Origin of the sequence: Cupriavidus sp. a3 (assembly GCF_051015765.1) — a bacterium.
Taxonomy (GTDB): domain Bacteria; phylum Pseudomonadota; class Gammaproteobacteria; order Burkholderiales; family Burkholderiaceae; genus Cupriavidus; species Cupriavidus oxalaticus_A.
Window position 1 is genome coordinate 1,832,762 of the sequence record NZ_CP170644.1, and the last position, 12,812, is coordinate 1,845,573.

Annotated in this window: 12 protein-coding genes and 1 pseudogene; 6 read left to right on the forward strand and 7 right to left on the reverse strand. The window is 67.9% G+C overall.

Features of this window, described 5'->3' with window-relative positions; genetic code table 11:
• The 5 genes and pseudogenes from ACAD63_RS30175 to ACAD63_RS30195 form a co-directional block, all read left to right on the forward strand.
• Window positions 1-87 (forward strand): annotated as a pseudogene (locus ACAD63_RS30175) (ABC transporter ATP-binding protein); the annotation flags it as partial.
• An 18-nt stretch (window positions 88-105) separates the two neighbouring features.
• Entirely contained in the window at window positions 106-990 is an 885-nt protein-coding gene (locus tag ACAD63_RS30180) for a branched-chain amino acid ABC transporter permease (protein WP_135703665.1), read from the forward strand.
• Window positions 990-2,006, forward strand: a complete 1,017-nt coding sequence (locus ACAD63_RS30185; protein ID WP_135703664.1) for a branched-chain amino acid ABC transporter permease — start codon at window positions 990-992, stop codon at window positions 2,004-2,006. The genes ACAD63_RS30180 and ACAD63_RS30185 overlap by 1 nt, the downstream gene beginning before the upstream one ends.
• 149 nt (window positions 2,007-2,155) lie before the next feature.
• Window positions 2,156-3,292, forward strand: a complete 1,137-nt coding sequence (locus tag ACAD63_RS30190) for an FAD-dependent monooxygenase (protein ID WP_135703663.1) — start codon at window positions 2,156-2,158, stop codon at window positions 3,290-3,292.
• A 162-nt stretch (window positions 3,293-3,454) separates the two neighbouring features.
• Window positions 3,455-4,297 carry an IclR family transcriptional regulator gene (locus ACAD63_RS30195; protein ID WP_135703662.1) on the forward strand — a complete coding sequence of 281 codons (843 nt, stop codon included), beginning with the start codon at window positions 3,455-3,457 and terminating at the stop codon, window positions 4,295-4,297.
• Window positions 4,298-4,320: 23 nt separating this feature from the next.
• Here the strand turns inward: ACAD63_RS30195 and ACAD63_RS30200 are convergent, their stop codons facing one another.
• The 7 genes from ACAD63_RS30200 to ACAD63_RS30230 all read right to left on the reverse strand — a co-directional run bounded on the left by ACAD63_RS30200 (window position 4,321) and on the right by ACAD63_RS30230 (window position 11,900).
• On the reverse strand, window positions 4,321-5,325 hold the full coding sequence (locus ACAD63_RS30200; RefSeq protein WP_135703661.1) for a Bug family tripartite tricarboxylate transporter substrate binding protein: 1,005 nt from the start codon (window positions 5,323-5,325) through the stop codon (window positions 4,321-4,323).
• A 20-nt stretch (window positions 5,326-5,345) separates the two neighbouring features.
• A complete protein-coding gene (locus ACAD63_RS30205) occupies window positions 5,346-6,173 on the reverse strand; it encodes an IclR family transcriptional regulator (protein ID WP_133094917.1) in 828 nt (275 codons plus the stop codon).
• Window positions 6,174-6,481: 308 nt separating this feature from the next.
• On the reverse strand, window positions 6,482-7,204 hold the full coding sequence (locus ACAD63_RS30210; protein WP_434034220.1) for a CoxG family protein: 723 nt from the start codon (window positions 7,202-7,204) through the stop codon (window positions 6,482-6,484).
• On the reverse strand, window positions 7,194-7,670 hold the full coding sequence (locus ACAD63_RS30215) for a (2Fe-2S)-binding protein (protein ID WP_135703659.1): 477 nt from the start codon (window positions 7,668-7,670) through the stop codon (window positions 7,194-7,196). The genes ACAD63_RS30210 and ACAD63_RS30215 overlap by 11 nt, the downstream gene beginning before the upstream one ends.
• Before the next feature lie 9 nt (window positions 7,671-7,679).
• The gene (locus tag ACAD63_RS30220; RefSeq protein ID WP_133094914.1) at window positions 7,680-8,546 is read right to left on the reverse strand and encodes an FAD binding domain-containing protein; all 867 of its coding nucleotides are present in this window, start codon (window positions 8,544-8,546) and stop codon (window positions 7,680-7,682) included.
• Window positions 8,539-10,848: a xanthine dehydrogenase family protein molybdopterin-binding subunit gene (locus ACAD63_RS30225; RefSeq protein WP_135703658.1), complete on the reverse strand. Its 2,310-nt coding sequence runs from the start codon at window positions 10,846-10,848 to the stop codon at window positions 8,539-8,541. The genes ACAD63_RS30220 and ACAD63_RS30225 overlap by 8 nt, the downstream gene beginning before the upstream one ends.
• Window positions 10,849-10,910: 62 nt before the next feature.
• Window positions 10,911-11,900 carry a Bug family tripartite tricarboxylate transporter substrate binding protein gene (locus ACAD63_RS30230; protein ID WP_431189856.1) on the reverse strand — a complete coding sequence of 330 codons (990 nt, stop codon included), beginning with the start codon at window positions 11,898-11,900 and terminating at the stop codon, window positions 10,911-10,913.
• Between the two features lie 324 nt (window positions 11,901-12,224).
• Between ACAD63_RS30230 and ACAD63_RS30235 the strand changes: the two genes are divergently transcribed.
• The gene (locus ACAD63_RS30235) at window positions 12,225-12,740 is read left to right on the forward strand and encodes a MarR family winged helix-turn-helix transcriptional regulator (protein ID WP_133094912.1); all 516 of its coding nucleotides are present in this window, start codon (window positions 12,225-12,227) and stop codon (window positions 12,738-12,740) included.
• The last annotated feature ends 72 nt before the right edge of the window (window positions 12,741-12,812 follow it).

The window sequence follows — 12,812 nt, forward strand, 5'->3', positions numbered from 1 at the left end:
ATGGAGCACGGCAGCATCGTCGAGCGCTTCGATGCCGGCGATCTGCAGGCAAAGATGCCGGTGCTGCATGAACTGCTGGGCGTATGAGTCTGACGAGGAGCACCCATGAACCTGTTTGAAATCCCCCTGCCGGCCCTGCTGTCGCAACTGCTGCTGGGGCTCGTCAATGGCGCCTTCTACGCCATGCTGAGCCTGGGCCTGGCCGTGATCTTCGGCCTGCTCAATGTCATCAACTTTGCCCACGGCGCGCTGTTCATGCTGGGCGCGGTGCTGGCCTGGGCCGGCATGTCGTATGCCGGCCTGAGCTACTGGGCGATGCTGGCACTGGCGCCGCTTGCGGTGGCCGGCGTCGGCGTGTTGATCGAGAAAACCATGCTGCGCTGGATCTACAGGCTCGACCATATCTACGGCCTGCTGCTGACGCTGGGCATCACGCTGGTGATCGAAGGCGTGCTCCGTTCGGCCTATGGCGTTTCAGGCCTGCCCTATGCCCCGCCTGAAGCGCTGCAGGGCGCAACGGACCTGGGCTTCATGCGGCTGCCGAACTACCGCGTGTGGGTGGTGGTCGCATCGCTGGCGTCGTGCCTGTCGACGTGGTACGTGATCGAGAAGACCAGGCTCGGCGCGTATCTGCGCGCCGGCACCGAGAACCCGAAGGTGGTCGAGGCATTCGGCGTCAACGTGCCGAGGATGGTGACGCTGACCTACGGCTTCGGCGTCGCACTGGCCGGCTTCGCCGGCGTGCTGGCGGCGCCGGTGATGCAGGTGTCGCCGCTGATGGGGCAGAACCTGATCATCGTCGTGTTCGCGGTGGTGGTGATCGGCGGCATGGGTTCGATCCTCGGCGCGATCCTGACCGGCCTGGGGCTGGGCGTGATCGAGGGGCTGGCCAAGGTGGTCTACCCCGAGGCGTCGTCGACGGTGGTGTTCGTGGTCATGGTGGTCGTGCTGCTGCTGCGCCCGGCCGGACTGTTTGGAAAGGAGAAGTGATGAACGGATCGACTATCGCTACCCTCGGCATGCAGCCGGCACAGGCCGCGCGCCGCCTGCCGAAGCGGGCGCTCTACGGCGCGCTGCTGGCTTGCCTGCTGGCCGCGCCGCTGGCTGGCGCGTATCCGGTGTTTGTGCTCAAGGTGCTCTGCTTCGCGCTGTTCGCGTGCGCGTTCAACCTGCTGATCGGCTATGCCGGCCTGCTGTCGTTCGGCCATGCGGCGTTCTTCGGCGGTGCGGGCTATGCGGCCGGCCACGCCATAAAGGTGTGGGGCGTGACGCCCGAGATCGGGCTGCTGCTGGGCACGGGAACCGGCGCGCTGGTCGGCCTGGTGATGGGGGCGCTGGCGATCCGGCGCCAGGGCATCTACTTCTCGATGATCACGCTGGCGTTGGCGCAGATGCTGTTCTTCCTCTGCCTGCAGGCGCCGTTCACCGGCGGCGAGGACGGGCTGCAGGGCATCCCGCGCGGCAAGCTGTTCGGCGTGCTGCCGCTGTCCAATGACCTGACGCTGTACTACGTGGCGCTGGCGATCGTCGTGGCGGCGTTCGCGCTGATCGTGCGCACGGTGCATTCGCCGTTCGGCCAGATCCTGAAGGCGATCAAGGAGAACGAGCCGCGCGCGATCTCGCTGGGCTATGACGTCGACCGCTTCAAGCTGGCTGCCTTCGTGCTGTCGGCGGCGCTCGCGGGTCTGGCGGGTTCGGTCAAGGCGCTGGTGCTGGGCTTCGAGACCCTCAGCGACGTGCACTGGTCGATGTCGGGGCTGGTGATCCTGATGACGCTGGTCGGCGGGCTGGGCACTTTGGCCGGCCCCATCGTCGGCGCCTTCGTGATCGTGGCGCTGGAGAACAAGCTGGGCGACATCGGCAACCTGCTGGCCTCGGCCACCGGGCTCCAGTGGTTCAACGGGCTTGGCGAATCGGTGTCGATGGTGACCGGCTTCATCTTTGTCATCTGCGTGCTGGCGTTCCGCAAAGGCATTGTCGGCAGCTTCGGGCGGCAACCGGACTAGCTGCATTCGCTACGCGTTAACCCTTGGTTGACCCGCTGCCCCACTCGCGCATAGACTTTTTATGAACATATAGTTCATTTATGAACATAAAAGTCAGCGCGTGCCCGACCGATTCCGGAACGCCCCGCTGGCGTTACCGGAACGGCAACATGACTTTGAAGATCGGCATCAACGGCGCCGGCATCGGCGGACTGGCCGCGGCCATCGCGCTGCGCAGGCTCGGCCTGGACGCGGTGGTGTATGAACAGGCGCCCCGCTTTGCCCGGGTCGGCGCGGACATCAACCTGACGCCCAACGCGGTGCGCGCGCTGGACGGCCTTGGCGTCGGCGACGCGCTGCGCGAGACCGCCGCGCGGCCTTCGCACCGGATCAGCCGCATGTGGGATACCGGTGAAGAAACGTCGCGCCTGCCGATGCAGGAAGATGCCGAGCGCCGCTACGGCGCTCCGCAGCTCACCATGCACCGCGCCGACCTGATGACTGCGCTGGAAGCCGCGGTGCCCGCCGCGACCGTACGCCTGGATCACAAGGCCGTGGCGATCGTGTCGGACGCCGACGGCGCCACGCTGCGCTTTGCCAGCGGCACGGAAGAGCGTGTCGACGTGCTGGTCGGCGCCGACGGCATCCATTCCACGGTGCGCACCGCGCTGCTGGGCCAGGAAAGCCCGATCTTCACCGGTGTGGTCGCGTACCGTGCCGTGGTGCCCGCCGATAAGCTGGCCGGCGTGCCCAACCTGGGCGCCTTCACCAAATGGTGGGGTCCGGATGCCGCCACGCAGATCGTCACCTTCCCGCTCAACCGTGGCCGCGACATCTTTGTCTTTGCCACCGTGGCACAGGAAGCGTGGCGGCACGAGTCGTGGACCACGCCGGGCCGCGTGGAAGACTTGCGCAGCGCCTATGCCGGCTTCCATCAGGAAGCGCGCGCGCTGCTCGATGCCTGCGACGACGTGCTGATTTCTGCGCTGTACGTGCGCGATCCGCTGCCGCGATGGTCGTCCGGCCCGGTCACGCTGCTGGGCGATGCCTGCCATCCGATGATGCCGTTCATGGCGCAGGGCGCCGGCATGGCGATCGAGGATGGGGTGGTGCTGGCGCGCTGCCTGGCCGATGCGGCGAAAGATGGCGCTGCCGCCGTGCCCGCGGCGCTGGACCGTTACCAGGCTGCGCGCCATGAGCGCACCAGTCGCATCCAGATCGGCTCGCGCAGCAATGCGTGGCTCAAGGAAGGCGGCAATGCCGACTGGGTGTACGATTACGACGCCTGGAACGTGGCGCTGGGGTGAACGTATCCTTTGGGGGGTTGCTCCCCCACTCCCGCTTGCGGGGAGCGCCTGCCAGGGGTGGTAGTGAACCATAGCGCGCTCACATACCAACGGGCCCGCACTAGAGATCACCAGCCTGACGGCCGCGCGCGCGGCCGTCTTCCGTTAACACCAAAACCTCAGATGCCCAAGTCCCGTCCGCCGACCGAACCCGACCTCGACGACAGCGCCGAAGCCGAAGACGCCCGCGAAGCCCAGCTGGTTTCGCCGGTGATCCGCGGCCTGCGTCTGCTGCGCTATATCGCCGAAGGCGGTCCCACCGCCAACCTGAGCGAGGTCGGCCGCCGCATCGACGTGAACCGCGTCACCGTGATGCGGCTGCTGGACACGCTGGAGCACGAAGGCATGGTCGAACGCCTGCCTCATGGCGGCCACCAGGTCGGCTTCAATTTCCTGAAGCTCGCGTCGCGCGTGCTGGCATCGAACGACCTGACCAGCCTGGCCGCGCGCGTGCTGGCCACGCTGAGCGGTTCGCTGCAGCTGTCCGCGTACCTGGTGGTGCGCGACGGCGGCGACGCGCTCTACCTGCTGCGCCACATGCCGGCAGCGACGCTGGTCAGCAATATCCAGGTGGGCAGCCGCGTGCCGGCGCACCTGACCACGCCCGGCCGGATGCTGATCGCCGGCCTGCCGCCGGAAACACTGAAGGAATTGCTGGGCCCGGACCCGCTGCCGACCGTCACCGGCCAGAGCCCGGCCACCCATGCGCGGCTGGCCGATATCCTGGCCGCCGACCGCGAGCGCGACTGCGCGTGGAGTTTTTCGGCCTACGAACCGGGGATCGATTCGTGCGCGGCGCCGGTGCGCGGCGCCGATGGCGAAGTCGTCGCGGCCCTCAGCGTGGCGGGACCGCAGCAGCGCTTCGAGTCGGACGGCACGCTGCGCGCACGCGTGGAAAAGGAAGTCAAGGCAGCGGCGCGCGACCTGTCGGCGCTGCTCGGCCATCGCCCCGAGCGCCAGCGCTGACGCCAGCGGCAGCTATTTCGCCGTCATTCCGCGGTAATCCCGTACTCGCGGATCAGCTTTGCCCACGACGCGGTCTCCTGGCGAATGCGCGCGTCCAGCGCCTGCGGCGTGCTGCCGGCGGGCTCCATGCCCTGGCGCTGCAGTTCCTCTCGCACTGCCGGCGTAGCCAGCAACGCGCGCACGTCAGCGCTGAGCGCATCCGCCGCCGGCTGCGGCGTCGCCCTGGGCACCAGCAGCGCATACCAGGAACTGACATCGATGCCGGCCACGCCCTGCTCCGCCAGCGACGGCACGCCCGGTGCCGCAGGCGAGCGTCTGGCCTGCGTCACGGCCAGCGCGCGCAGCTGGCCCGACTGGATGAACGGCGCCAGCGTAGGCCAGGTGCCGAACAAGATCGGCACCTGCCCGCCCACCACGTCATTGAGCGCCTGCGTGGTGCCCTTGTACGGCACGTGCAGCAGCGCAATGCCGGCCTTGTGCCGGAACAGCTCGCCCGCCAGGTGCAGCCCGCTGCCGACGCCTGGGCTGGCGTAGCCCAGCGGCTTGCCGCTCTTGTCCGCCTGCTGCGCCAGCTTCACCAGCTCCTGCACGCTGTTGGCCTTGACCGACGGATGCACCGCCAGCACGTTGGGCGACCCTGCCAGCAGCGACACCGCGCGGAAATCGCGTTCGACGCTGTAGGTCAGCGCCGGCATCAGCGTGGGATTGATGGTGAGGTTGCCGGCCGGCGCCACCAGCAGCGTGCAGCCGTCGCCAGGAGCGCGCCGCACGGTGTCGATGCCGATATTGCCGTTGGCGCCCGGCTTGTTGTCGACCACGAACGGCGTGCCGCGCTTCTGCTGCAGGCCGTGCGCGAGCGTGCGCGCCAGCTGGTCGGCCGGGCCGCCGGCGGGAAACGGCACCACGATACGCACATTGGCGCAACTGGCCGCCTGCGCCACGGTCCACGGCATCGCCGCCAGGGCGATTGCCGCGCCCAGCCATCGGCGTCGTCGCGGCGAATGCTTCGATTGCCTGGATTGCTGCATGTCGCTGCCTGTACAAACGCCTATACAAACGGTTTCGGCATGACCGGACGGTAGTCGAGCAGGCGCGACAGCTCTGCCGCCGCCTGCCGGACTTTCTCGACCATGCCGTCCAGCTGGTCGGGTTCGATGCGCGCGGCGGGGATGGTGGCACCGAGCGCCGCCACAACCTTGCCGGTGCGGTCGCGCACCGGCGCCGCGATGGTGGAAATGCTGGCCTCGAAGAAGCCTTCATGCAGCACGTAGCCGCGCTCGCGGTCGCGCTGGACCATCTCATACAGCTCCTGGACCGTGCGCGGGGTGCTCTCGGAATACACTTCAAGGCGGTCTTCGGGATACAGCGCGCGCAGTTCTTCCAGCGTCAGGTCTTCCAGCAGCACCCGGCCCAGCACGGTGGCGTGCGCCGGCAGCCGCGTGCCGACGTTGACCGTGCTGGCGAACGGCCGCGCCGCGACCGACTTGGCCACGTAGACGATCGAGCGCCCGTCGCGCACCACTAGGTTGCACGGATAGTGGATCTCGTCGCGCAGCCGGTCGAGCAGCGGCCGGCCCAGCTCGGTCAGTTCCAGCGAAGCCAGGTAGTCAAAGCCCAGCCGCAGCACCGCCATGCCCAGGCGGAATTCGCGCCCGCCATCGGTGCGCTCGACAAATCCCATCATTTCAAGCGTGGCCAGCAGCCGGAACACGGTCGAGCGCGGCACCTTGAGGCGGCGCGCCAGGTCGGCGGCGGACAGCGTGCGCTCGCGGCTGCTGAACTCGCCCAGCAGCCGCAGGCCGCGCTCCAGGCCGGGCACGATGTACTTGTCCTGGCCGCTGTCCTTGTCGTCCTCTGGCGGCGTTTCGGTGGTCATGGTCTGTCTCTGCAGGTTTCGGTCTTGGCGTAACGCTTTCATATACCACGCCTGAAACCGATAGGGTACCTGTTCCGGGGATGAGACCCGCGATTCGGCCAGGTTTGGGGGCTTGACGACCAGCACTTTGTTGTTGCTCCGGCCCTCTCTCCCGGCCCTCTCCCCCGCTCCTCTCCCGCGAGCGGGAGAGGGGAGCAAACAAGCGGGATAGAAGGGATTGCGGGCAGCGCCGCGACGGCGCCACGCGGGCGGAACCGGGCATCCCAAGCGCCACCAGATATCAGCCGCAGCGCTAGCCCCCAAGAGCCTCACCGCAAATACTCCCGCAACCAAGCCAGACACTGCTCCCCCTGCGCCGCCGGCCACCGCACCACAATGGTCTCGTCGCGACGCCGCAACTCAACGCAAATATCGCTCAACGGCCTAGCATCGCCACGCCCAAGCAGCCGCGCAAACAGTCCCGGCGCAGCAATTGGCGCCCGAACCGCATGACCATTGGCCGCAGGCACGGCAGCGGGTTGCAAGCGCACCGCCGAAGACAGCTGCGGTTGTGCCTGCCCTTGCGGCGGAGCCTGCAATTGCCCCTGCGGCGACAACCGCACCAGCAGGTTGGCGCCAAACTCATCCCACATCCGGTCTGCCTTGGTCTTCATCACACTCAGCCCGAACGTGCCGAGCCGCCCCAATACATCCACCTGCACCCTGATGCGCAGCTGCGTCGAGCCATCTTCCTGTGGGGTCAGGAAGATCTCGCTCGCCTGGCGCAGCGAACTTGCCACCGACGCATCCTCGCCGGTGCCCTCGGTGCGCAGGTAATGCGGGGCGCGGGTTTCGACGATCTTCGTATGCAGCCGGAAGCGCGCGTTGATAAAGGCAATCTTCACCGCCATGTGCGCGATGTACTCGACATCGCTCAGCACCTCGATCGATTCCATGCCGGGGACGCACGCGCCCATTACGTTGGGGTCGAGCAGCAGTTCCCATACGCGCGCCGGCGGCGCCGCGGTCACAAGGGTCTTTTCAATTTCCACGCATTTTCTCCGCGGCGGACAGCACGGATTCGACGATGCCCACATAGCCGGTGCAGCGGCACAGATTGCCGTTCAGGCCGTGGCGGACTTCGTCCTCCGTCGGGTTGGGATTGTTGGCAAGCAGCGCGCACGACGCCATCAGGAAGCCCGGCGTGCAATAGCCGCACTGCAGCCCGCCGTTGTCCATGAAGCACTGCTGCAGCGGATGCAGCTGGCCGTCGGCGGCCAGCCCTTCCACCGTCATCACATGACGCCCGCGCGCCTGCACGGCAAGCATCAGGCAGGACTTGACCACCTCGCCGTCGACCAGCACGGAGCAGGCGCCGCAGATGCCGGTCTCGCAGCCGCGCTTGGTGCCGGTCAGGTTGAGGCCGTCGCGCAGCAGGTCGGAGAGCAGGCGCCGGGCCGGCACTTCCACCTCGTGTTCTTCACCATTGACGGTGAGTTCGATGCTGACTTTGTTCATGGCGATTCCTTACTCCGAGGCCACGCCGAACAACTCGGCGATAGTGCGGCGCGCGACCACGCGCACCATCTCGCGGCGGTACGTGTCCGAGCCGCGCATGTCCGAGACCGCATTGATGTCGGTGGCGACGATGGCGGCCGTCTCGGCAGCCAGTTCGGCGGTCACGATCTTGCCGGCGAGCAGCGCTTCGGCGCGGCCCAGCCGCGCCGGGATCGGCGTCGACGCGCCCACTGCGAGCCTTGCTTCCACGCAGAAAGCGCCTTCACGGCGCACCGCCAGCGCCACGCTGGCAAGTGGCCGGTGCTCGGCGGCGGTGCGCAGGAAGCGCGCGTAGCGGCCGTCGGCGCCCGCACCCGGTGCGGGCACGCGGATCTGCGTGAGCACCTCGTCGGGCGCCAGCGCGGTCACGTAGTAGTCGACCAGGAAATCTTCGATGGGGATCACGCGCTCGCCGCCGCTGCCGCTGACCACGACCTGCGCCCCCAGCGCCAGCAGGCAGCCCGGCGGATCGGTGGCCGGGTCGGCGTAGCAGAGGTTGCCGCCGATGGTGCCCTGGTTGCGCACCTGCGGGTTGGCCACGCGCGCGGCCATGCTGGCCAGCATCGGGTAATGCGCCTGCACCAGCGTCGAACGCGCCACCTCGGCATGCCGCGTCAGCGCGCCGATGCGCAGGCCCTCGCGCGCATCGAAGCTGATGCCGCGCAGCGCTTCCAGCCTGCCCAGCGACACCAGGTGGCCGGGCGTCAGCATGCGCTGCCGCATGCCGAGCATCAGTGCGGTGCCGCCGGCAAAGACGCGGCAGCTGTCGCCAAGGTCGGCCAGCATGCGGCTGGCCTCGGCCACCGACGCCGGCTCCAGGAACTCGAAATCACGCATGGGCGGCCTCCCCGTCCTGCTGCTGCAAGGCGCGCAAACCCGCCAGCACCTTCTCCGGCGTGATCGGCAGCGACTGGATGCGCACGCCCACGGCGTCGAATACGGCATTGGCGATCGCCGCCGCACCAGGCAGGATCGCGGTTTCGCTGGCACCCTTGGCGCCATACGGCCCGTTGGGATCGTTCGATTCAACCACGTCGGTGCGCAGCATCGGCACCGCGTCGGCGGTGGGCATGGTGTAGTCGGCAAGGTTGCCGTTCATCAGGCGGCCTTCCTCGTAGTGCAGGTTTTCGTACAGCGTCCAGCCGATCGCCTGCACCGTGGCGCCATGGGTCTGGCCATGCACCGCAAGCGGGTTGATGGCCTTGCCGCAGTCGTCGGCGACAAAGCTGTCGACCACGGTGACCTGGCCCGTGCAGGTATCGACTTCCACCTCGACCGCATGCGCCGCGAACGAGTGCGACGGCGCGACGTTGCCGTAGTAGTTGTCGTCATGCATCACGGTGGGCGCGTCATAGGTGGCCCGCACATGGATGCCTTCGCCGCCGTGGCGGAAGATGTGCAGCCGCGCGATCTCGGCCAGCGTGGCGGACTTGTCCGGCTGTCCGGATGCAACGATGCGGCCATCGGCAATCGTCAGGAGCTCGGCCGCGACGCCCAGCTTCTCCGCCGCCAGCGCCAGCAGCTTCTGCCGCGCCTCGCGCGCGGCGCGCAATGCCGCGTTGCCGGCGATGATGGTCACGCGCGACGCCAGCGATCCCAGGCAGAACGGTGCGGTGTCGGTGTCGGGCACCATCACCGTCACGTGCGACAGCGGGATGCCCAGCTCCTGCGCGCAGATCTGGCTGAGCATGGTGTTGGCGCCCTGCCCCATGTCGCATTCGCTGGTCTGCAGCATCACGCGGCCGTCTTCGTTGAGCTTGAGCAGGATAGTCGAGCCGTCCCAGTTGCCCAGCGTACGGTTGCCGCTGACATGCATCGCCGCCGCGATGCCGACGCCGCGCCGGCGCGTGCCGGTGCCGCGCGCGGCGAAGTTCAGGGTGGCGCGCTTCTGATCCCATCCGATCGCCTTGCGCGTCATCTCCAGGCACTCGGCCATGCCGGTGCTGCTGATCTTCCAGCCATGCACGCTGGTCGCGCCGGCGGGAATCGCATTGCGCTTGTGCACTTCAATCGGGTCGATGCCGAGCATGCCGGCCAGCACCGTCAGGTGGCAGTTCAGCGGAAACTGCATCTGCTGGCCGCCGAAGCCGCGGAACGCGCCGCGCGGCGGGTTGTTGGTATAGGCCATCACCGCGTGCGAGCGCACGTTGCGCACCTGGTGCATGTTGTCGCTGCGCATGGCGGTGACATGCATCACGTCGCCGGCCAGGCCGGCATACGCGCCGCACTCGGCGGTGATGCGCACGTCCTTGGCCACGATCATGCCGTCCGCGGACAGGCCCATGCGCAACCAGACCGTCATCGGCACGCTGGCGCGCGCGCCCTGGAAGTCCTCCAGCCGGCTGTTGACCAGCCGCACCGGCCGGTCCAGCCTGCTGGCCAGGAACGCACAGATCAGGCTGTTGTTCTCCTCGACGATCTTGGCGCCAAAGCCGCCGCCGGTGGTGGCCTGCACCACGCGGATGGTCGACACCGGCCGGTCCAGCGCCTCGGCCAGCCGCATGCGAGCCAGGAACACCGACTGGGTCGAGGCCCACAGCGTCAGCCGGCCGTTGCCGTCCTGCGCCGCGACCGACGCCATCGGCTCCAGGTAGCCCGGGTACTGCGAATGCATGTCGTAGGTGGCCTCATACACAACGGCGGCGCCGGCGAAGCCCGCTTCCACGTCACCGCGTTCGATCCGCATCTGGTGGCCGATATTGCGCGTGCCGGGGTGCAGCTCAGGCGCGCCTTCGGCCAGCGCCGCTGCCGGCGTCAGCAATGCCGGCAGCGGTTCATACTCGACGCGGATCAGGTCCAGCGCATCGCGCGCCACCTCGTCGCTGACTGCCGCCACGGCCGCCACTTCCTCGCCCACGTGGCGCACCACGCCGCAGGCCAGGATGCGCTGTTCCTTGCGGTGCGGGCCCCAGCTGCGGGTGGGCACGTCGTGTCCCGTTACCACCAGCTTCACGCCGGGCAATGCGCGCGCCGCCGACGTGTCGATGCCGACGATGCGCGCATGCGGGTGCGGGCTGCGCAGCACCTTGGCGTGCAGCATGCCGGGCAGCTTGATGTCGCCGGCATACTGCGCGCGCCCCATGACCTTTTCCCGCGCGGTCACCTGCGGCGTGGACGTTCCCACGATGGCCTTGCTCATGCCGGCCTCCTGCGTGTCGTGCTGCAAATAGCGTGTTGCATGAATCGATGCGCTGGCTGCTCTCACTCCGCGGTGATGCCGAGGTCGCGGATCACCTTGCCCAGGCGCTCGTAGTCGCCCGCATTGACCTTGTCGAGCGCGGCCGGCGCGCCGCCCACCGGGATGGCACCGAACGTGGCCATCTTCTCGGCCACGTCGGGCAGGCGGATCACGTCATTGAGCTGCTGGTTCAGCACCTTGACCACTTCCGGCGGCGTGCCCTTTGGCGCCATCACGCCATGCCAGGCACCGACTACCACGTCCTTGTAGCCAAGCTCGGCCAGCGTCGGCACGTTGGGCAGCAGCGGCGAGCGCTTCGCGTCCGTGATCGCCAGCGGGATCAGCCGGCCAGTGTTGATGTACTGGGCCACCGGACCCAGCGTGACGTAGGCGAAGTTCACATGCCCCGCCACCACGTCGTTGACCGCCGGCGCCACGCCCTTGTACGGCACGTGCTGGATCTTCACGCCGGCGGCGCGGTTCAGCATTTCACCGGCGATGTGCATCGGCGACCCGGCACCCGGGCTGCCGTAGGTGAAGGTCTTGCCCGCCCTGGCCGCCGCGATCATTTCCGGCAGGGTCTTGACACCAGCGGCCGGGTTGGCCACCAGCAGCACCGCCTGCACCGCTGTCTGGATCACCGGCGTGAAACCGTGCAGCGGGTCGTAGCTGGCGGCCGGCGCCAGCTTGAGCACCATCGGCGCGAGCGTGAACGGGTTCGGCGTGTAGAGCAGCGTGTAGCCGTCGGCGGGCGCCCGGCTGACAAAGCTGGCGCCGACCACCCCGCCGGCGCCGGGACGGTTCTCGACGATCACCGGCTGCTTCAGGCGCGCGGACAGCTTGTCGGCATACAGCCGCGCCATGGCGTCGGTATCGCCGCCGGGCGGATAGGCGACGACCATGGTCACGGTCTTTGCCGGATAGGGCGCGGCCACCGCGCTGCCCGCGGCAAGTGCGAGCGCGGCCATGGCAGTGGCGGCGAGAAAATGGCGGCGGGGGCGATCATGTCTCATCAACAGCTCCTGAGGGGGCGCAGTCGCGGCGTTGGAGGTGGGCTGTTGTGCACACCGCGAAACAGGGTTGGCTTATGGATCACAACACTGCGGTTGTTTTATTGGTAAAACACATGTTCACATCAGGAACGTGACTACTGTAGGTGGCAAATATTGACAACTCAACTTACTGAAAACACCAATTGACTTTTTATATTCGCTCATTGATTTTTTCTGGTGGTAATGACGAGACATTGGCACCGGACTCGCTGCGGCCTGTGAGACAATCTGGCCCGCCCACCGGCCCCGACCAACCTGCCGGCAGACCCCAGACAAGAGGACCGCATGCCCCGTGACGCCGCGCCCGCCCAGGGCCAGCCCGCGCCAGAACTGACCGCCAGCCCCTGGACCGATCTCGACGAGGCCGGCAACGGCCTGACTGTCGACAATTTCCTGACCACCATGCTGAGCCAGCTGGTGACCGCGCTGCGCAGCACCGTCACCAAGCCCTACGCCGAGCAGTTCGGCCTGACCGTGCCGGAGTGGCGCATCCTGGCGCTGCTGGCGCATGCGAAAGAACTGCCCTTCTCCGAGCTGGTCACGCAATCGACCTCGGACAAGGCGCTGGTCAGCCGCACGCTGCGGCTGCTGGAAGACCGCGGGCTGGTACGCCTGACTTCGGCCGGCAACACGCCGCGCAAGAAGCTGATCTGCGCCATCACCGAGGCCGGCTCGACGCTGCACGACCAGGTGATGCCGCTGGCACGCAAGGGCCAGGCAGAAGTGATCCGGATGCTGTCGCCGCAGGAAAGGGAGGCGGTTTATCAGGGGCTGCGCAAGCTGCTGCGGGCGCAGGGATAGCGCAGCGCCAGGTCGCACAGCAAAAGAAAAAGGCCGCCCCGGATCCCGGCGCGGCCTTCAAAGATAAACGGG